The following is a 20,225-nucleotide window of genomic DNA, read 5'->3' as shown; positions in this document are numbered from 1 at the left end:
AGAAGTATATAAGATTTCATTATAATTATATCAATGGATTTTACAGCTGTTTTTTGATTGAATTATATCTTTACTTAATAGTTAGTCTAGAGGATGGCCTTACCAATTTTATATGCATAGTCACCCAAATCTGTCAGATTTGTGTTTGATAGAATGATTATACTCAAGTCATTATTTAAATAGTGAAACCAAACACTATTTGCACCTGCGATTCTGCCATAACGCTCCATACGCCTGTATTTTTCAACATCTCTTATCCATACGCTATAGCCATAATCATCTAAACCGGGTGTTAAAAGCTGATCCAAAGTTTCTTTTTTTATCAACTTAAAATCAAATAGTGCATTATTGAATTTTATCAGGTCGGACGTTGTAGAATACATGGCACCGGCAGAAGAAAAATCTTCGACATAGATGGGTATATTCGGAATCAGGTGATCGAGACTTTTATCTTTGTAATATGGCGTTGCCAGACCTTTTATCAATTTATAATGTGAAAGCAGACCGGAATTATGCATTCCTAACGGAATAAGAATTTTATCATTTAATACCTGTTCAAATGTCATCTGATACATAACTTCCAAAATGCGACCTAAAATCATATACTCCCCGTTGTTATAATCGAATTTTGTCCCCGGTTCATTCACCAGATTATTTGAACAAAATCGATTTACGATTTCCTTTAACTGGTATGGTGTATGATAAAATCCAATGCCATACTTCAAGAAATTGGCATCTTTAGCTGTATCCGTGTTTTTCATTCCGGAGGTATGATTCAGTAACTGGCGAATGCTTACTTTATCACCACCTTCGCCTTTATAATCAGGTAAATAGTCACGAATTTTATTATTCAGGTCAATCTTCCCTTTCTCAGCAAGCTGAAGAATGAGAACAGCTGTAAATGTTTTTGTTATTGAGCATACCTGATATTTCGTTTCATTTGTAACCGGCGAGTTGAATGAGCGCTCAGCAACACCAAAGCTTTTATGGTATATTACATGACGCCCTTTCTGAACCAAAACCGTTCCGTTAAACTGATTTTCAGCAGCATACTGATCCACCAATTTGCTTATATTATTTTTTTGAGCAAAAGAATAATTGCTTATAAAAAGTAGAAAAATTATATTTAAAATATTTTTCATAATTAGTTTCTATTTTTTGGAATGATATTGCATATGATTATTTGTAAGTACCAAATGTACACTGTGACATTCAGCCGTAAAATGGTTAATAATAACCATTTATAAATTACTTTCTGTTTCTATCTTTGCAGTCTGTTATACTATACTTACCACACAACACACTTAATCAATGTAAAACAATGATAGCTGTTCAGTATTGTTTTATTACCACGAAGACGGATAATCTGTTCAACTTATTAAAACGGCCTCACAATAATTCGCAAATTATAGAAAACACCAATAGAAGTATTGATTTTTTGTGTACTATTGCAAAAATTATACAGCATAAAGCTGATATGGGTTAAAAATTTACCTGTATATAAGTTCCGCATCACTATATGAAAAAGGCTATGAGAAATAGATGATACAGAATATGATAAACCGGGCTTAACCGGGAAATATCTGAATACATCTTTTACGGATCTTACGAAAATCAATTTTGCTTCAGGTGAAATAAAGTATATAAGAATTTAACATCAACAATTTAAATAAAATTATGAAAAAAACCATTCTGCAACTGCTGCTTCTGCCTCTTATTTTTGCAGCCTGTAAGACGTCTCATGTGAATAATGACCCGGCTCAATCTTTTTTACCGATGCAAATCGGAAACTACTGGAAGATGGATGCCCAAAATTATACAGAGATACAGGATACCATGAGGATAGATGGCAAATTGTATTATAAATTCTATTCCATGGTTGGCGGTGATGCTGTTTCAACGGAGTATCTGCGAATAGATGAGAAGAATCAGTTAATGGAATCATGGCCGGAAGCAACCGGTAAGGAATATACCCGCGCAAAGTTCAACAGCAAGGTTGGTGACAGCTTCTTCACTCTTAATGACCATACCACCAATGATTATAAAGTAACGGTAGTTGAAAAATCCGACAGCAAAATGACCTTCTCTTTTGATATGGTTTATCAAGACAATATGAAAGGCCAGCCGCATCAGGTAACTTATATCAAGGGATTAGGTTTAGATAATCAATGGAAAAGCATTAAGATTGACGGGAAAATTATAAAATAACCTGAAGATTTATAGCTGGATTAATCTGCTCAATCTGCCTAATCTGCGTGAGGAATATGATTCTTTAGTAATTATTTCTGCATCATAATTTTATCGAATAAAATTTAAACACATTCTTAATGGTTTAGAATTTTTTATCTCACGCAGATTTCTCAGATAACGCAGATTTTTTTCAGCTATAAAAATCTCCTCAATCTCCATGATCTGCGAGAGCAATATGTTTCTTTAGTATTATTATACAGAATCTCAGAGATACACGAAACTGTTAAATCCTGCAATTTTATAATTACAGGATTTTTTATTTTGGAATTATATTCAAAATTGGAGCGGTATAGTCTTGAAGGCCTTTTGAGACTTAGTTTACTTACACCTTAGCTTCCTCCCGGTTCACTATGGCAATGAAGCTGTTTTTGATAAGATCCGACGGATACACAAACTGATCTCCATTTTCTCCCTTTACCACAATGGCAGCCTGTTCATCGTTCAGGCATTTGTCCAGTTGGCTTTGCATTTCATTAAGTCTGCCCTCAGGAATATCTATCGTGTAGGTTCCTGTGATGTGTTTTATTTTTATGACCTTTTTTTCCATATTATTTTTTTGATTGGGGTCTAAATTTAGGAATTTTACTTTTAAATAAGGCCAGAAATATTTGGGAAATGAGGTCTTAACTCATAACGGAAGTTTTAGGAAATATCTGAATGAACGAATATAGAACCTTTTTGTAGGGGGGCTTTTCTATATTTGGGAGAAACGATAACCATGGGATATAAAGAAAAATTAAAATTTTAGGCTATGCTAAAGTAAATAATTTTCTGAATGAAATTAGTAATATCGCATATAAATATATGCATAGGTAGACGCATAGGTATATGAAAAAAAGATAATTCAAGTAATTATTAGCAAAAATCCTTTCCTAAAAGGCTATAACTCCAATACAGGAAAATAAGAACGGTATTATAAAACCAATTGAAAATACTTTTTTATTATCGCTTCCTGAAACAAAACTACAACAGTTAAAACAAATGACTGTGGATAAAAAAACACTGTGAGAAATTTAATCAACTCTACCATTGATGAAAAATATTTTAAATAATAAAAGCAAAGAGGCTGTCTCAAAAGTGAGACGACCTTTTTTTAGTATCAACAATAATAGGAAAGTTTTTGGCTTTCCTATTATTTGCAAATTGATAATTTGCTGTGTGTTAAGTAAATCAAAAATAGTCTTTAAAGATTATAATCCCAAATAAAATTTTCTTTTCCCTTCAAATTTATCGGAGTTAATAGAAAGTAACCATCCCGTCCACATTGTTTCATAAGTTATAGATGGCCTTGATATCAATAATTTAATCCTTGATTCATCTGTAAGAGATTTACTTATATAAAATATGAATTTCCTCATTGTGAGAAATATGAAAAAAATATAACTTGTTAGCTTAAAAACATAATATATAAAAATTAAAATCATCAGGAAATTGTCAGCTTTGACTTATGCTTTAATCCTGGAATTAAAATAAATTACGAACCAAACTTTCTAACTATTAACATCAAAACAATACTTATGAAAAAAAAGATACTCTCTTTATCTTCCTTACTGGTGGGATTTTTAGGGTTTTCCCAAACTGAAGTTTATTTCAAATATGACGAAGCAGGCAATCAACGATATCGCGGTCCTGATGCTTTTGCCAAACAATCTTCCGAAAGCTTCTCAAACACCCAGGCAAAAACAGCTTCTTTAACCCCGGTTCAGACTATGGATGAAAAAACATTCTGGAAACAGATCAGGCTTTATCCTGTCCCGGTTAATGATGTACTCACCATTGACTGGACCGAGGAAGTGGATGGATTGATAGAATCCGTTTCATTATACCAACACAGTACTGTACACTGGAAATTTCAGCAGCAGAATCTGCCTGATCTTAATAAACAAATCAAAATCAATATGACTGGATATGACTGGGGCGTATATGTACTGCGTTTTACCCTAACAGACGGACGGATTTTCAGTAAAAACATTACCAAAAGATAGAGCTATGAAATATTATAACAACAAAAAGAGATTTTTTTCCTCCTTTGTGCTGCTCCTGATCTCTATGGTAAGTTTTGCACAAATAGCCCCGGTACAGAATGTTCATGTTACCAAAGGAAATATTGAGGTCAATGGAGCTGGACAGCTTCAATTTGCTTTACCAATTGCTCTACCGCCGGGTATAGAAAGTGTAACACCGCAGGTAAATCTTGTCTATACCAGCGGTGCATCCAATGGAATTTCAGGCTATGGCTGGAATATTTCCGGCATTAGTTCAATTTCAAGAGTCGGAAAGAATATTGAAAAAGATGGAGAAATCAAAGGTGTTCAGTTGGACGAATTTGATTTTTATAATTTCAACGGGCAAAGGCTAGTTTTAAAGTCCGGTGAATATGGAAAAGATGGAGCCCAATACGTCACAGAAAAATTTTCCAATACAAAAATTAAGTCTATTGGTGCTATTACGGGACAAATATGGAAAGGGCCTGAATATTGGGAAGCCACCTTTTCGGATGGGTCACAGGCTTGGTATGGAGCAACAAGCTCAGGTGCCAGTACCGCCAGAACTCCTTTGGAATATAATATTGTGAAATGGAAAGACCCACAGGGAAATTATATCACATATAATTACTCACAAGATACAGGAACTAATGTTGCAGTAATATCTTCCATTAAATGGGGAGGAAATGAAACTTTAGGGAAGCCTCATTTTAATGAAATTGTGTTTAACTATAATGTAACTACAGCACGCGGACTTAAAGAACAATCTTATATGAATGGCATATCCTTTATTCAAGATAAGTTATTAAACACTATTGTAGTAAAAACTAATAACTCTCAGTATAAAAAATATGACATCATATACAAGTCTGACGATACAAAATACCAGTTTGTAGAAAAAATACAGGAGTATAATTCAGAAAACCAACCCGCTCACCCAATTGAATTTTTTAGATATGAATCTCAGTCCAGTAACAGCTATCTTCATGATTCAAGCTGGTCAAGTTTTCACAATCTTGCCTTGAATGGTGACTTTCGCGGAACTCATTCTTTGGATGCTATTATATATAAAAACGCGTCTGGTGGTAGTCCAGAAGGTTATTATCTGCATTATGAAGATAGCTTACCCAAGTATTATTTAGGTACAGAGAATGTTTATACAGCTGCGATTCCAATAAATATTAAAGACGGTAATAATGTTGTCAAGAGCAGACAAGGGTTTGTTTCCTACCAGGTAAATCCCACAACCAGAGATTTAACCCTTAATTATTATCTTATTGATTTGACAAAACCAGTTTCTTATACCGGTTCAGGCTTTCTTTATCCTAATGCCCTATATTTGGCAGCGACAAAAGTTATTCCGCGCAATCAATGGGATGAAAGTGAAAGTAATTTCTCTAATGTTTTCGATAGATATGAAAAAGTAACGAATATAACTAAACTTATTCCATATGATATTGATGGAGATGGTGTATCTGAAGTCTTGATATCAAAAAATAATACGATAACAAATAGAGTATGTACTATACCGGAAAATCAATTCCCGACAGAGGATGATTGCCAAACATATACTTATGATGAAAGTAAATATATTACTGTAAAACAGCAGGACAACTCCTTTCCCTTTTTTCAATTTGATTTTGATAAAGATCTTCTTTTGGGTGATTTTAACGGTGATGGAATTGATGACATTGGGAAATCTTTATCTACAAATTATACTACAATAAATGGGGAGTCTGTACCTGGAAATACTCTACAGGCATATAATCTGAAAAAAGACTTACAGGGCAATATGAGCTTATCTGAAGTTTTTTCTGCGGACTATTCCGGTGTTTCTTCTCAGGTACAAGTCGGGGATTTTAACGGGGATGGCATCTCTGATTTATTTGTGCGTACAGACGTCAATAATCACTATATTATAAACCTCAATACAGGAAAGAGCTTCTTAAAAACACCTTATTTTAATGATTTTAACGGGACTTATAGTTTAACTACTTCTCAATATGGTAATTATTCTACAGCCAGAGTTTTAGACATTAACGCAGATGGAAAGTCTGATATTATAAATTTTGCCACCGACTATAATATTACCTCCCCTTCTTCTGCAAATTCCTCACTCAACATAAAGGTCAGTGAAAATCAGGGGTATTTGGATGGAAAAATCCAATTTGGAGCTAACCCGGTAGTTACCACTAATTACAATGCTCCCCTTATTTTTAGAGAGATTTTAGGATTAAGACAGAATCAATTATATGTTTATACCCCTAGCAACAATCAATATATTGGCGGAGTCACTCCCTTTTATCATTATTCTAACCTTCAAAAATCACCAATTTACAATATCATACAGGGGGGAATAGGAACAAGGGTTCTTTATGATGGCTCAGATGTCCTTAGAGGATATTATAAGCCCATAAAAAATGAACAATATCCATTAATGGAACTTGGAGAAGTAAATTCAGAATTAGTTTCAGTCATTTCTGAAAGTAGTAATCAGGTTAGTAGATTTAAAAATTTCCGTTATCGTGGGCTTATCATAAACCTGCACAATAAGAAAACCATTGGTTTTAGACAAATGGCAAGTTCCTCATGGTATGCAGAGGGTTTTGAGAACACAAAAATATGGTCAGGAACTGAAACAGACCCCCTAAAAGAAGGAGCCCCGGTTAAAGAATGGTCTATCAGAACCAATGATAACTCTAAAATTTTTCCGGAAGATATTTCTGAAAACAATACCCAGCTGCTGAGCTTTAAATCTACAATTTATCAAGCGGATAAGCTCTTAAATGGTCAGGTAGTAACAACCGTTTCTGATGCAGACAAGGCTAAGGTGGTTACGGTGATTTTCCCTAAAATAACCAAAGCGAAAGATTTCTTAACAGATGCTACGGCAGAAAGTACAGTTACTTATGGTCAGTACTATCTGCCGTCACAAACGATCTCGAAGATCAATACTTCATATGCTGTGACAACTTCTAATTATCTATATGATAACAATCCTTTAGGGGTTGGGGGAAACTATTACATAGGACGTCCAACATCCAATACAAAGGTTGTTCAGGCATATGGTGACAGCAAAAGCAGTAAAGAAGAGTTTACCTATGAAAATAACCTTGTAAAAACCTTAAAAACATGGAACAGGGATAATAACGCATATACTTTAGACACTTTTACTTATGATAATTTTGGAAATATTACACAAAAAGTATCTGGTAATAGTGCAGATTCCGGGACGATAACGTCAGGTTACCAGTATGATCCTAAAGGCAGGTTTGTTGTAAAACAAACCGATAATCTAGGATTACAAACCGGGATTGATTACAACGATTGGGGGCAGATAACAATTAAAACAGACCCCTTTAATAATACGATTACCAATACATATGATAGCTGGGGTAAATTATTAACTTCCACATCCAGTTTAAGCGGAACTACGTCGTACCAATATGAAAGAGATAATAACTCTAATATCATTGTTACCCAAAATGATCCGGACGGTAATCTATCGAAAAAATTCACCAATGTACGGGAACAGGAGTACAAAACTTCAACTAAAGCTTTTGGTCAGGGACAGTTTATATCAAAGGAGACTCAATTTGATGCTTTAGGAAGAAAAATTAAAGAATCTGAACCTTATTTTGAGGGCCAAAGCGCCAACCAGTGGAATAGTATTGCCTATGATGACTCCGTATATCCGGCTAAAGTAACAGCAACTGCATTTAACGGCAAACAGACAGAAACAGCTGTTTCAGGATTCTTAACAACCGTAAAAGAAATTAACGGATATACAAGAACCAATTCCAAAATTACCGATGCCTTAGGGAATGTCATCTCTACCACAGATAAAGGAGGAACTATACAATTCTCCTACAATGCTGCAGGAGAACAAACCGAGGCCAGTTATGCTGAAAATACCGTTATCACAAAGTATGATTCCTGGGGAAGAAAATCAGAATTCAACGATCCTTCGAATGGGGTGTATGAGTATGAATATAATGGGCTTGGACAACCTAAGAAAATTATAAGCCCAAAAGGCACAAAACAATATACTTATAATAATTTTGGACAGCTCGTCAATCAAGTAGAATTATCATCGGATGGTATTTCTACAATTAAAAATATTACTTTTGATTATGACGGTTTTGGCAGGATTACTTTAAAATCAGGAACATCGAATGGAAAACCTTATAGTTCAAGTTTTGAATACGACACTTTTGGCAGAATAAAATCACGTATTGAAAAGAGTAATGGTAGAGTTTACACTCAAAACGGAATTTTCTATGATGATAAGTCAAGAGTTACATCTTACACAAAAAGTTTATCTTCTTCAGGCATTGTTACAACAGTAACAATTATACATAAATATAATGACTGGAACGGTGAATTGTATCAATTCAAGGATAAAAAAACAGACTTAATACTTTGGGAGCTTCAAAGCGCCAATGCCAAAGGTCAAGATCTTACATCTAAATTAGGTACTGCCACTATTAATAATACCTATGACAATAATGGGTTCTTAACCAATATCAACCATTCATCTGCCATTAAACCAAATATTCTTCAAATAGCATATTCATTTGATGCCATAAAGAATGAGTTGAAAAGCAAAAGTACAGGAGGAGATTTTAATATAAATGAGTCATTTAATTATGATGATAATAATCGTTTGGTCAATTGGACAGATCCCATAACGGGAGCTATACCTTCTGCCAACCGAAATACATACGATGTTAAAGGAAGGATAACACAAAACGACCAAGTAGGTGCAATCAAATTTGAAAATTCAACTAAGGTTTACCAGCCAACAGGAATGATTTTAAATACAGCCGGAGCCCAGAATTATAATAATGATCTGATTCAGACCATAACCTATAACGAAAATAATGATCCTGTATTTATTGACGGGCTAAAAGGAGATGTAAATTTTGAGTATGGACTAACATCAATGCGTCAGAAAGTTTCTTATGGAGGTAATTTTGGACCCAATAAAGCAGGTAAATTCATAAAATTATATAGTGAAGATGGGAGCTTTGAAGTGACAATTGATAATAATACTAAATTAGAAAAACATACTCTTTATATTGGTGGAACACCCTATGAGAGCAATATTATTTATTTGAAGAATTATAAAGACACATCAGGTTCTTACAAATTTTTACATAAAGATTATTTGGGAAGTATTCTTGCAATTAGTGATGAAACAGGTAAAAAATTAGAACAAAGACACTTTGATGCATGGGGAAATCTTACCCATTTACAGTTAGGCACTGGAAGTATAATTACCCAAAAATCAGGAATAGAGGAAGCCATAGCAAAATTCGGTCTAGTTACAGATCGTGGTTATACAAGCCATGAGCATTTCCTAGAAGTTGGGATTATACATATGAATGGTAGATTATATGATCCATTATTGCGAAGATTCCTAAACGCCGATGAAAATATTCAGGATCCTACCAATACTCAGAATTATAATAAGTATGGGTACGTAATGAATAACCCGATGATGTATAATGATCCAAGTGGAGAGTTTTGGGCGTGGTTTATTGGGGCTATAGTAGGAAGTTATTTTTCCGGTGTTCAGGCCAATCATGGAAATTATAATCCTGTAAAATGGGATTGGAAGAACACCTGGACTTCTGTAGTGGGAGGTGCGTTTGCCGGAGCTGCCATTGGTCAGGGGGTAAGCAATATTAGTGTATATGGAACTAAGTTTATTGCAAATTCCATAGTTGGATCTGTTGGAAGTATGTTTAATGGGATAGCAACCGGGCAAAATATTTTTAAGAGTGCACTAATAGGATTCACAGGAATAAATTATACATTTGATTTATTTCAAAATAAGATTACCTCTACAGATAATATGTACTCTATTACAAATGAATCATTTGGTAATGAATCACTTAATATAGATCAAATCAAAAATAAATATCCTAGATATTATAAAGTATTAACTAAACTACACGATTTTGTCTTAAATACAGACATTGTAGCACAAGCATTTATAGATAATTCTGGAATGTCTAAAGAAGAGATGTCAGCATTATTAAATATGGAAAGTATCAGAAACCTTCCTCTTAAAATTGATGAAATTGTATCTGTATTTCATAGTGGTAATGGAAAAGATTATGAAAATAAGTGGAATGTTGGGGGTAAAACAAGTGCATATTCTCCTTTTAATATTACTATTAACAAGCTTATGGTTATGACATTAGAAAGATTAACTGTAAAAACAGCCATTAATGCATATTCTTTTTCTTTAGGTATAACTACTTTACATGAACTTGTACATTATGCAAGATTTAAAAAAGGATTAGATAATTATAATTATGAGTATGGAAATGCTTTTGAAAAACAAGCCACGGGAATATTTTGGCCTTACGATGAAAATTTATTTAAAACAAATATACATGGTTGGAAATTTTAAATATTTAGCGCTTTTTGCGCTTTTCTTGTCCTGCTTTTCTTGTCAAAATAGAGAAAGAAAAGTTCAGTTAGCTAATGAATTAATTACGGAAAATTTATCTGTACTATTAGATAATTTAGATTATTTTAATATATCTAATGATTCTTTAACTGTAGGAGTTTACCAATATGTTGGTGAAATTAAATCAGATCAGAAAATAGTTATTGAAAAATTTCAAAATAAGTTCAATTTAAATGATGAAAAAATATTTAATGAGTACATTAAAATTGAAAAAATACCAAAAAAAATAGGTAATTATTCTCTTTTTTTAGATACTGATAATACTTTTCAAAAACGAAATAATATCGTAAAAGTTTCTTTTGTTAATTTTATTATAAGTAGGAATAATCAATATGCTTCTGTTGAAGTTATTAAATCTCTAGGCAATGGTACAAAATTTGAGATTTATTATTTTAAACAGATAGATGGTAAATGGGTTTTTGATAGCAAAGAGCTTATAGGATTAGGATAATTGAAGTCTACACATATAATAGTAATTATTAAAATCCTCTTGATAAATTCAAGAGGATTTTTGTTTTCATTATTTCACAAAATTTATTGAAAATTCCATAGTTGGATCTGTTGGAAGTATGTTTAATGGGATAGCAACCGGACAAAATATTTTTAAAAGTGCACTAATAGGATTTTCAGGAATAAATTATTCATTTAATTTATCTTCTACTGATGGAATTAATGCCGGATATAAACATTATATGATGTCTAATGATTATACGGAAGATAAATTTGGAATAAGTGGCGGTAGTAAAGATGCTTTAAGTACTGTATTAAATCTTTTAGGTATAAATCCTAGTGCTCCGGCAAGCATGTATTCATTTAGTGCTATGGCTTCTGTTCTTGTTCCCAAAGATGCTTGGATTGCTGTAGCAAATAAAGACACAATGGATGAATGGGCAAAAGGTTATGTGAAATTTAATATTAATAAGAATGACTTTCTTGAATATTCTAACGGATTTCAAAAGGACGTAGCAAGAGGAATAACAAATCCTGTTACCGGAAAAATGATATTAGCACCCGCTTTACTTAACGGAAAAAGAACTAATTTTGGATTAGGTAGTGTAATGATACATGAGGTCAAGCATTATACTAATTGGAAAAACGGTATACTTCAGGGTAATGACCCTTTAGTTAATGCTCTAAATGAGATCTCATCATATCAATTCACGGCAGAATGGACAGGATCAATGGACTCTGGAATCTTTGAATATTTAATGACTATTAGCCTTTATTATTTAAATACCTTAAAATATAAATAATATGAAAAGAATTATTGTAATAATATCATGTCTTGGCTGTACTTTTTGTTCACCACAAATGAAGTTAAATAAAAGTAAGCAAATAGATATTCTATTAGAAACACCTGGTAAACTAAACGGGGAAAATGATAAAATGTATACTATAATAAATAATAGCAAAGAAAGCTACATTATTGATCCATTTGGGTTTATTGGCAATTCTTATTGGATTGTTGATGGTAAAAAGATAGAACCTGCTGATTTCTTTAGAGGACATTATAAGCGTGATGATAATGAACTTTGTAAGGATGATTTAATTATATTGAATCCTTCTCAAAAAATTAGTACATATATAAATTTAGATTATTATAATAAAGGTATTTATGATTTTTCAAAACAAGGTAATTATATTTTAAACGTAAAATCAAAGCATAATAGGCAAAACGCCACATTATTAGGGTGTGATTCATATATCAAAATATTGGAAAGTCAGGGGTACCGAGTACTGGAAGATAGTATTGTAGCAAAAATACCTTTTGTAAAATAAATTTGATTATTGACCTCAATAAAAAATAAGGCATTAGAGTAAGAGCAGGAGAACCCTGTTCTTACTTATTTTACAGAAAAAATACCATATATTATTTTTAGTCAGTACTTTAAATGAGATCTCATCGTATCAATTCACAGCAGAATGGACAGGATCAATGGACCTTGGAATCTCTGAATATTAACGACTATTAGTCTGTATTAATTAAATACCTTAACATATATATAATATGAAAAGAATTGTTGTAATAATATCATGTCTTAGCTGTACTTTTTGTTCACCACAAATGAAGTTAAATAAAAGTAATGATATTGATATACTTGTCAAAACACCTGTAAAACTAATAGCAGATGAGCCAGTAATATTTACTATAAAGAACAATTCTAATTTTACATATATTATCGATCCATATGGTTTTGTTGGTAATTCGTATTGGATGTTGAATAATAAAAAATTAGATCCTGTAAATTTTTCAAGAGGATATCGTTCTCGTGAAGCGATAGATTGTAAAAATGATCTGATTATATTAAAGCCTAAACAGAAAATGGATACCACTTTAAGCTTAAATTTTATGGAAAGAGGTATTTATGATTTTTCTAAAGCAGGTAATTATATTAGAGTTGCCGAATCGAGGCATAATGAACAAAATGGTATGCCGCTAATCTGTAAACAGTATATTAATGAATTAGAAAGTAAAGGCTACCGCTTATTAGATGATAGTATTGATGCTAAAATACCTTTTGTAAGATAAATTGTTTATTGAAATTAATAAAAGGACATTGAAGTAAGAACAGGGTTCTCCTGTTCTTATTATTTTAGAGGCAAAATAATAAATTCTATATTGGAAAAGCTAATATCAAGTCTTTTAAATATAAAAACAGAAGACTTCAAGGTAATCCACCCTATATGGCCAGGGAATAAGCAATATAATGTATATGGAACTAAGTTTATTGCAAATTCCATAGTTGGATCTGTTGGAAGTATATTTAATGGAATAGCAACCGGACAAAATATCTTTAAAAGTGCATTAATAGGATTTACAGGAATAAATTATACATTTAATTTGTCTTCTACTGATGGAATTAATGCCGGATATGAATACAGTGTAAGTGAAATGCTTGTTAGTGATGATAATACTTTAAATGGCACAACGGAAGCTGCTTTCAGCCGTGATACAGTATTAAAAGTAGCAAATGCTCACTATAAAAATCAATTTATCCGCGGTAGTTGGCATTTTGTAGATGAAACAAGTGACTTAAGCCCTTACATAGTAAGCCAAGGCTATTCATTTGGTGGAAGTAGTAATAAAGATCTTTAGTCAATGGAGAAAGAAGATCTTGGGGATTAACGAAGTTCTTACACATAATAATATTATTGTATGGCAAAGAATATATTTACCAAAAGGAACATTCATAAGTTTAGAGCAATTGGACTTAACAATGGGACACGAGATTTTTCATTCTATTTTAAATAATGCCAGACTATTTGATGTAGAAGAGCTTACTGCAACTCATCAACGTGTTAGAGTACATGAATACTATACTTCCAGATGGGAACAACAATATATTATGTTTAGGAAGTGGGAAAAGCTTAATTTGAATATGGGTGCATTTAATACTGAAGTAAGTAACTTTAAAAGTTTTGATATCTTAAAACCCAAGATACAACCAATTTTTAATAATTATTTAAAAAGTACTTTAAAATGAAAAAATATCACATTAGCTTTATTAATAATATTTTGTTTATTGTCTTGTAAGCAAAAGCAGAAAAAGAATAATACTTTTAGCTTAGAGTATATTAAAAACGATAATGAATTGATTCTTATATTTGAAAATAATACTTCTCAAAACATTGTTTTCCCAGTACCGAATACACTTGAATTTGGAGATAAGAAATTCAAAGATTTTTCTACCCAAGGTGGGAAAGAAAGAGATTTTCCTATAAATGTATATGCTATAATAGAGGATAATCAATTTTCAAAATTTTATCAAAAAAAACTAGATAGTATTCACAATGCTTATCTAACTGAAATTGGAAACGCTGATTTTATAGGGGACGAAAGACCTGGTGATGGAAACTCTGTTTTTTATTTAAAAGAAAGGGAAAAATTGAGTGTAAAATATAAGTTAATTATCAAACAATCTGCCCCATTAGAAAAATATTCTTCAAAGTATAAACAAAACTATTATCCTTATGACAAAGTATTAAAAGGAAATTATCCCGAAGGAGAATACTTACGAAGATTTTCAAAACTTAATTTTGGGAAGACGAAATTTATAGCACAACCTATAATAGAGGACAGTTTGTTTTTGAACATCACGCAGAATGATGCTAATAAACAGTAGTTATCTACAATTATTGAGTATAATGTATAAATCTGTCCTTTTACTAGTCCGGAAAATCCGATATAGATTAAAGGACAAAAATAAATAATTGGACCAGAGCAAAAAAGTTTTTGCTCTGGTTTTTGTTTTTATAGTTTTTTGTGATTGTCTGTGCATATGATTTGAAATTAGATATGATTTGAAAATGTGGACGTAGTTCCTTATAAACTTCAATAGCCTGATCTACCATTTTCCTTCTCATATCAATATTAATATATGTTTATCAATATCAAATTCATACTTTAAAATACCGTTTACTCTTTTTGTAATCGTATTTTCATAAGGATCAAATTTTAGGCTATACTACATTTAATCGATATTTTTACAGAATCATCTAATATTCATTCAGGCAATACTAAAGGCCACAGTCACAATGATGAATCAGTGATTCATTGGTACTGTTATACTTTCTTAATACCCTTTGCAGGACTGTCAGACTGCTTTCTGTGTTTAAATTATCTGCCACCACCGGAAGCTGTTTTTTTGTTTATAGCCACTACCCCCTTCTATAACTGCCGGCAACCCCTTGCATAAGTCCCTACACCCCCTTACCCAGGGGGCTAAATCCCCTTTCATAAGAGGGTAAAAGCGGTTAGTCAAGTAGCTAAAGGCAGTTCAGTAACTGTCCCGCACCACTTACGAATAGCCCGGAGATACTTCATGAACTGCCCGGAGGAAGTTCATAAGCCGCTATACCTGCTTTTCTAATGGGTAAAACCATTTCAACAACCGGTTAAAGACACTTAATTAAGTGGTAATAGAGAGTTGACAGACCACCCGGAGGAAGTTCAGAACTGCCGGAAGGCTAAAGCCTATTCCTCACGCGGATCATGGAGATTCAGCAGATTTTTTTATTGTTGCGAATAGAAGCTTCTTTGATTTTTATAAAGTTTAAGGTATTGAAATGTAAATTATCTAAACAAAAAAAGCGCACCCACCGGGTACGCTCTGTATTGTACAATCTGAATTATTAATGTAATTCAGCCAGATACTTTTCTGCATCCATAGCCGCCATACATCCGCTTCCTGCAGCAGTGATCGCCTGTCTGTAGATATGATCCTGAACATCTCCTGCAGCAAATACGCCCGGAAGATTGGTTCTTGTAGATCCTTTTTCAGTAAGGATATACCCGTTTTCGTCAAGGTCTATCTGTCCTGCGAAGATATCCGTATTCGGCTTGTGGCCAATGGCGATGAAGATCCCTTCTACATCAACGGCAGAGGTTTCCTGCGTTTGGTTGTTGATGATCATGGCTCTTTCCACAAGGCTGTTTTCTCCTTCAATGCCGATCAGCTCATGGTTGAATTTCACTTCAATATTCGGAGTGTTTTCCACCCTGTGGATCATTGCTTTAGAAGCCCTGAAAACGTCTTTTCTCACCAGCATCGTTACTTTTCTGGTCAATTTGGCAAGATAAGTGGCTTCTTCTGCTGCTGTATCTCCTGCTCCTACTACCACTACATCTTTTCCCCTGTAGAAGAATCCGTCGCATGTAGCACATGCCGAAACACCGCCTCCTGCATATTTTTTCTCATCTGCAAGGCCCAGATATTTTGCGGTAGCCCCTGTGGAGATAATAACCGTTTTGGCCAGGATCTCTTTGTTTCCTGCGTATAGTTTGTGAACACCGCCGTTTTCTTTAGAGAACTCAGCTTTAGTGATCATTTCGTAATGAACTTTCGTGTCGAATCTTTCCGCCTGCTTCTGCAGATCCATCATCATTTCAGGTCCTGTAATCCCTGCCGGATATCCTGGAAAGTTATCAACCTCCGTAGTTGTGGTCAATTGTCCGCCCGGTTCCAAACCTGTGTACAGCTCCGGTTTCAGGTCTGCTCTTGCTGCATAAATAGCTGCTGTAAAACCGGAAGGCCCGGATCCAACGATCACACAATCTAAAATATTTTGTTCCATAATTTACTTTGTTCAAAAAGATTTTAATTCAGTCTGCTAATTTCGTAATTTTTAATGTTTTATTAAAGTATTTTTAATGATACTTGTCAATATGAAATATCAGATTTATATATTAAATCTGTTTAAATTTATATTTTACACAGTTGGCCAATCGCAAATGCGCAAAAATTTTATCTGCGATAAAATTTCTAAGAGGTTGTTTAATTTTTAAAATCTAGCAGATTACGCAGATTTTTATAACTGAAATAAACCTCCTTGGTATGCAAGAGAATATTTTTTTTTACTAATTATTTCTGCATTATAATTTATTGAATATAATTTAAACAGGCTTTAACTTTTTTACTATAGAATTTTTACTGAAAATCTTTGATTTTCTTGCGCCTTAAAAACATCCATACAGTTAAAAAAACTTTGCGCCTTTGCGATTCTCCAATAAAGAAGTTTAAACAAATTCATTATTTTAAACTAAACTTTTTGGAATTGACGACCAAAAACCAGAAAAGAAAAAATAAACTTAAAACAACAATTATATTAAATAGTGAAAAACGGCCAAAAGGATAAACCACCCAATTCCAATAATCATTAAATACAGAGTACAGAAAAAGATTTACTGAAGTAACAATAAGTAACGAAATATATTTTTGAGATTTATATATCACTTTTAAATATAAAAAGCTGGTTGATATTGATATAAAAATTAATTTTAAAATAAAAAAAAGCATATTGACTTTAATGCTGCCAAAACCGAATCTCCCAATATCTGTATTATTTAGTACAGTAACATCCTCATAACTTGCCTGGGAATAATATGGATAGAAAAAAATAAATGATAGAATTAAAATACTCACAAAAAATAAAAACAGAAAATTCAATACCGTAAGTAAAAATACCTTATTTCTCATTTTAAACTTTCATCTTAATCTTATCCACATTGATAATCTTATAGACAAGCTCTTTGATGAGTTCCGCCTCGCTCATATTCACAGCACCAAGGCCCTTTCCTTTCATATCAAATTCTCTCAAGATCGAAATGACCCTTGTTGCATGCTTCAAAGGATACAATCTTGCGCTTTCCGCATAATCTTTAATAAAATAAGGGTTAACACCCATTTGTGAAGCAATAACCTGTGGCGGCTGTCCGGCCATCGTCTGGTAAATGATCACATTGGAAAAGTAACTGTAAAGACTGGCAAGCATCATCACAAAAGGATTGTTCTTTGGATTTTTACCCATAAAATGAGCAATCCTGAAGGCAGCATCAGCATTTTTGGCTCCTAAAGCTTTCTGAAGCTCAAAAACATTATATTCTTTGCTGATCCCGATATGGTTTTCCACGATCGTTCCGTCCAGTATCTCACCTTCTTTTAGGATGATCTTCAGCTTATTCAGTTCGTTGGCAATTCTTGAAAGGTCATTCCCCAGATATTCCGCAAGGAGATTGGAGATATTCGGAGCCGTTTTAATTTTGAGCTGTGCGCATTCGTCCGCAATCCATTTCGGCAGATTGGTATCCCTAACCGATTCACTTAAGAAGAGAGCCTTTGCTTTGTCCAGGGCTTTTGCGGCTTTTTTCCTGCTGTCCAGCTTTTTATGCTTGTGGGCAAAAACAAGCACTGTAGACGGGACGGGATTTTCAACATAGGCTTCCAAAATCCTGTTTTCTTCTTCATTCAGCTTCAGATCCTGGGCTTCCTTTATAATGATCACCTGCCTGTCCCCCATCATCGGGAACTGCCTGGCCAGGGAAAGGATCTCCTGATAGGAAGTATCTTTTCCGTACACTACGGTCTGGTTAAAAGCTTTTTCGTCTTCCTCCAGAAAGTCGTGTTCAAGCACTTTTATGGCAACATCAATAAAGTAAGGTTCTTCTCCGTGGAAAAAATAAATAGGTAAAACTTCTTTATTTTTAATATTTTTGAGGATTAAATCTAATTCTTTCATCTTATTAATGGAACTTCCAAAACTGAATTTTCAGGAAACTTTTGATTTTAAATTCAAGAAAGACAAAGATAAGTTTTTTATTTATGACTTGGTCCGCAAAACTTACCTTCTCCTTACCCCCGAAGAATGGGTGAGGCAGCACTGGGTACACTATTATCTTACCGTAAAAGCTTATTCCCCGTCAGCACTTATTACCGAAAAAAAGATCCTTCTGAACGGACTTACCAAAAGAATAGACCTCCTCGTTACCGAGAAAACAGAGCCCATTATCCTGATCGAATGCAAGGCACCACAAATCAGGCTGACAGAGAAAACGTTTGAGCAGACGGCAAGATACAACTCCATTATCGGGGCAAAAGAAATTATCCTGACGAATGGCCTGCAGCATATCAATGCGTACTATGAAAACGGGCAGTACCAGTTCTATAAACCGGAGTAAATTTGTAACCACAAATTTTTAATTGGCAGGCATCACATTCCCCTCCTCCGGAGGGGTGTCGAAAATTCAAAGAATTTTTGACGGGGTGGTTTAGGTTTATATCAACCACAAAAGTCACAAAAGCTTTTTAAACACTTTAGTTATCGTAAGTTTTATAATTTTTTTGATCTTCTGCTTATATGAACTTAATGTTCTCAGAATAATAATCTTTTGAAATTTATGTATTCTAAAGGGTTTAAATATCAAAACTTTTGCGACTTTTGTGGTTAGGTAAAATTAAAAAAGCTTAAAAGCATATATGGAAATTAAGAATATTATCTTCGATTTTGGAGGTGTATTAGTGGATTGGAATCCCAGATATTTTTTCAAAGATTATTTCAATGACGATGAAAAGATGGAGTATTTCCTCCGGCATATTGCCCAGTCGGATTGGAATGAAGAACAGGACCAGGGAAGAAGCCTGGCAGAAGGTACAGAAATCCAGGTGAAAAAATTCCCTGAATGGGAAAAAGAGCTCAGGGCCTATTACGATAACTGGACCGTGATGCTGAGAAGTGATATTCCGCAAAATGTAGAGATTTTAAGACGCCTAAGCCGTACGGATTATCAATTATTCGGGCTGACCAACTGGTCTGAGGAAACTTTTCCTTATGCCCTGGAAAATTATGATTTCTTTCAGCTTTTTAACGGGAAAATTGTAGTTTCAGGAGCAGAAAAACTGATCAAACCGGACCCTGAAATATGGCATATCCTGCTGGAAAGATACCATCTTAAGGCGGATGAATCTGTTTTCATAGATGATAATCCTAAAAATACAGAAATGGCCGCTTCGCTGGGTTTTAAAACCATTAAAATTGATCCGGATACTGATCTGGAAAAGGAACTGGCGGACCTGGGAATTCAATTCTGATAAGGTTTATTTATCATAATATTCATCCTCAATATAAGTTATTTTCTGTAATTTAGTTGAGGATTTTTTTATTAGAGGCTGTTTAAATTTTAAAAATCTCGCAGATTTGGCAGACTACGCAGATTTTTATAACTGAAATAA

General features: G+C 33.5%; 16 protein-coding genes. 12 read left to right on the top strand and 4 right to left on the bottom strand.

Features of this window, described 5'->3' with window-relative positions; translation table 11 throughout:
• Positions 1-86: 86 nt before the first annotated feature.
• Complete coding sequence (locus IX38_RS15390; protein WP_034706439.1) at positions 87-1,142, bottom strand: serine hydrolase domain-containing protein; 1,056 nt, start codon at positions 1,140-1,142, stop codon at positions 87-89.
• A gap of 535 nt (positions 1,143-1,677) precedes the next feature.
• Between IX38_RS15390 and IX38_RS15385 the strand changes: the two genes are divergently transcribed.
• Positions 1,678-2,208: a hypothetical protein gene (locus tag IX38_RS15385; protein ID WP_034706438.1), complete on the top strand. Its 531-nt coding sequence runs from the start codon at positions 1,678-1,680 to the stop codon at positions 2,206-2,208.
• A 364-nt stretch (positions 2,209-2,572) separates the two neighbouring features.
• On the opposite strand, the gene IX38_RS15380 is transcribed toward IX38_RS15385, so the two are convergent.
• Positions 2,573-2,797 (bottom strand): hypothetical protein, encoded by a 225-nt coding sequence (locus tag IX38_RS15380; RefSeq protein WP_034706436.1) that lies wholly within the window; start codon positions 2,795-2,797, stop codon positions 2,573-2,575.
• Between the two features lie 970 nt (positions 2,798-3,767).
• On the opposite strand from IX38_RS15380, the gene IX38_RS15375 reads away from it, so the two are divergent.
• The 9 genes from IX38_RS15375 to IX38_RS15335 all read left to right on the top strand — a co-directional run bounded on the left by IX38_RS15375 (position 3,768) and on the right by IX38_RS15335 (position 14,843).
• Entirely contained in the window at positions 3,768-4,235 is a 468-nt protein-coding gene (locus IX38_RS15375) for a hypothetical protein (protein WP_034706435.1), read from the top strand.
• Positions 4,236-4,239: 4 nt separating this feature from the next.
• A complete protein-coding gene (locus IX38_RS15370; RefSeq protein WP_084680291.1) occupies positions 4,240-10,659 on the top strand; it encodes an RHS repeat-associated core domain-containing protein in 6,420 nt (2,139 codons plus the stop codon).
• Complete coding sequence (locus IX38_RS15365) at positions 10,643-11,170, top strand: hypothetical protein (RefSeq protein ID WP_131368692.1); 528 nt, start codon at positions 10,643-10,645, stop codon at positions 11,168-11,170. The genes IX38_RS15370 and IX38_RS15365 overlap by 17 nt, the downstream gene beginning before the upstream one ends.
• A 118-nt stretch (positions 11,171-11,288) precedes the next feature.
• Positions 11,289-11,972, top strand: a complete 684-nt coding sequence (locus IX38_RS15360; RefSeq protein ID WP_034706431.1) for a hypothetical protein — start codon at positions 11,289-11,291, stop codon at positions 11,970-11,972.
• Between the two features lies 1 nt (position 11,973).
• Positions 11,974-12,498 (top strand): hypothetical protein, encoded by a 525-nt coding sequence (locus IX38_RS15355; protein ID WP_034706430.1) that lies wholly within the window; start codon positions 11,974-11,976, stop codon positions 12,496-12,498.
• Positions 12,499-12,727: 229 nt separating this feature from the next.
• Entirely contained in the window at positions 12,728-13,249 is a 522-nt protein-coding gene (locus IX38_RS15350; RefSeq protein WP_131368691.1) for a hypothetical protein, read from the top strand.
• Between the two features lie 90 nt (positions 13,250-13,339).
• Positions 13,340-13,816 carry a hypothetical protein gene (locus IX38_RS15345; protein ID WP_034706427.1) on the top strand — a complete coding sequence of 159 codons (477 nt, stop codon included), beginning with the start codon at positions 13,340-13,342 and terminating at the stop codon, positions 13,814-13,816.
• Positions 13,817-13,835: 19 nt separating this feature from the next.
• On the top strand, positions 13,836-14,204 hold the full coding sequence (locus tag IX38_RS15340; RefSeq protein WP_131368690.1) for a hypothetical protein: 369 nt from the start codon (positions 13,836-13,838) through the stop codon (positions 14,202-14,204).
• Between the two features lie 39 nt (positions 14,205-14,243).
• Positions 14,244-14,843, top strand: a complete 600-nt coding sequence (locus IX38_RS15335; RefSeq protein WP_034706424.1) for a hypothetical protein — start codon at positions 14,244-14,246, stop codon at positions 14,841-14,843.
• A 1,009-nt stretch (positions 14,844-15,852) separates the two neighbouring features.
• On the opposite strand, the gene trxB is transcribed toward IX38_RS15335, so the two are convergent.
• Both trxB and holA read right to left on the bottom strand, forming a co-directional pair.
• A complete protein-coding gene (gene trxB / locus IX38_RS15330; RefSeq protein ID WP_034706423.1) occupies positions 15,853-16,794 on the bottom strand; it encodes a thioredoxin-disulfide reductase in 942 nt (313 codons plus the stop codon).
• A gap of 903 nt (positions 16,795-17,697) precedes the next feature.
• Positions 17,698-18,735, bottom strand: a complete 1,038-nt coding sequence (gene holA / locus IX38_RS15320) for a DNA polymerase III subunit delta (protein WP_034706420.1) — start codon at positions 18,733-18,735, stop codon at positions 17,698-17,700.
• 7 nt (positions 18,736-18,742) lie between these two features.
• On the opposite strand from holA, the gene IX38_RS15315 reads away from it, so the two are divergent.
• Together IX38_RS15315 and IX38_RS15310 are read left to right on the top strand one after the other, a co-directional pair.
• A complete protein-coding gene (locus IX38_RS15315; RefSeq protein ID WP_034706418.1) occupies positions 18,743-19,174 on the top strand; it encodes a type I restriction enzyme HsdR N-terminal domain-containing protein in 432 nt (143 codons plus the stop codon).
• Positions 19,175-19,472: 298 nt separating this feature from the next.
• A complete protein-coding gene (locus IX38_RS15310) occupies positions 19,473-20,084 on the top strand; it encodes an HAD family hydrolase (protein ID WP_034706416.1) in 612 nt (203 codons plus the stop codon).
• The last annotated feature ends 141 nt before the right edge of the window (positions 20,085-20,225 follow it).

It is taken from the genome of Chryseobacterium luteum, assembly GCF_000737785.1.
GTDB lineage: Bacteria > Bacteroidota > Bacteroidia > Flavobacteriales > Weeksellaceae > Chryseobacterium > Chryseobacterium luteum.
The sequence above is the reverse complement of the archived record's forward strand: the minus strand, read 5'-3'. Positions and strand labels throughout refer to the sequence as shown.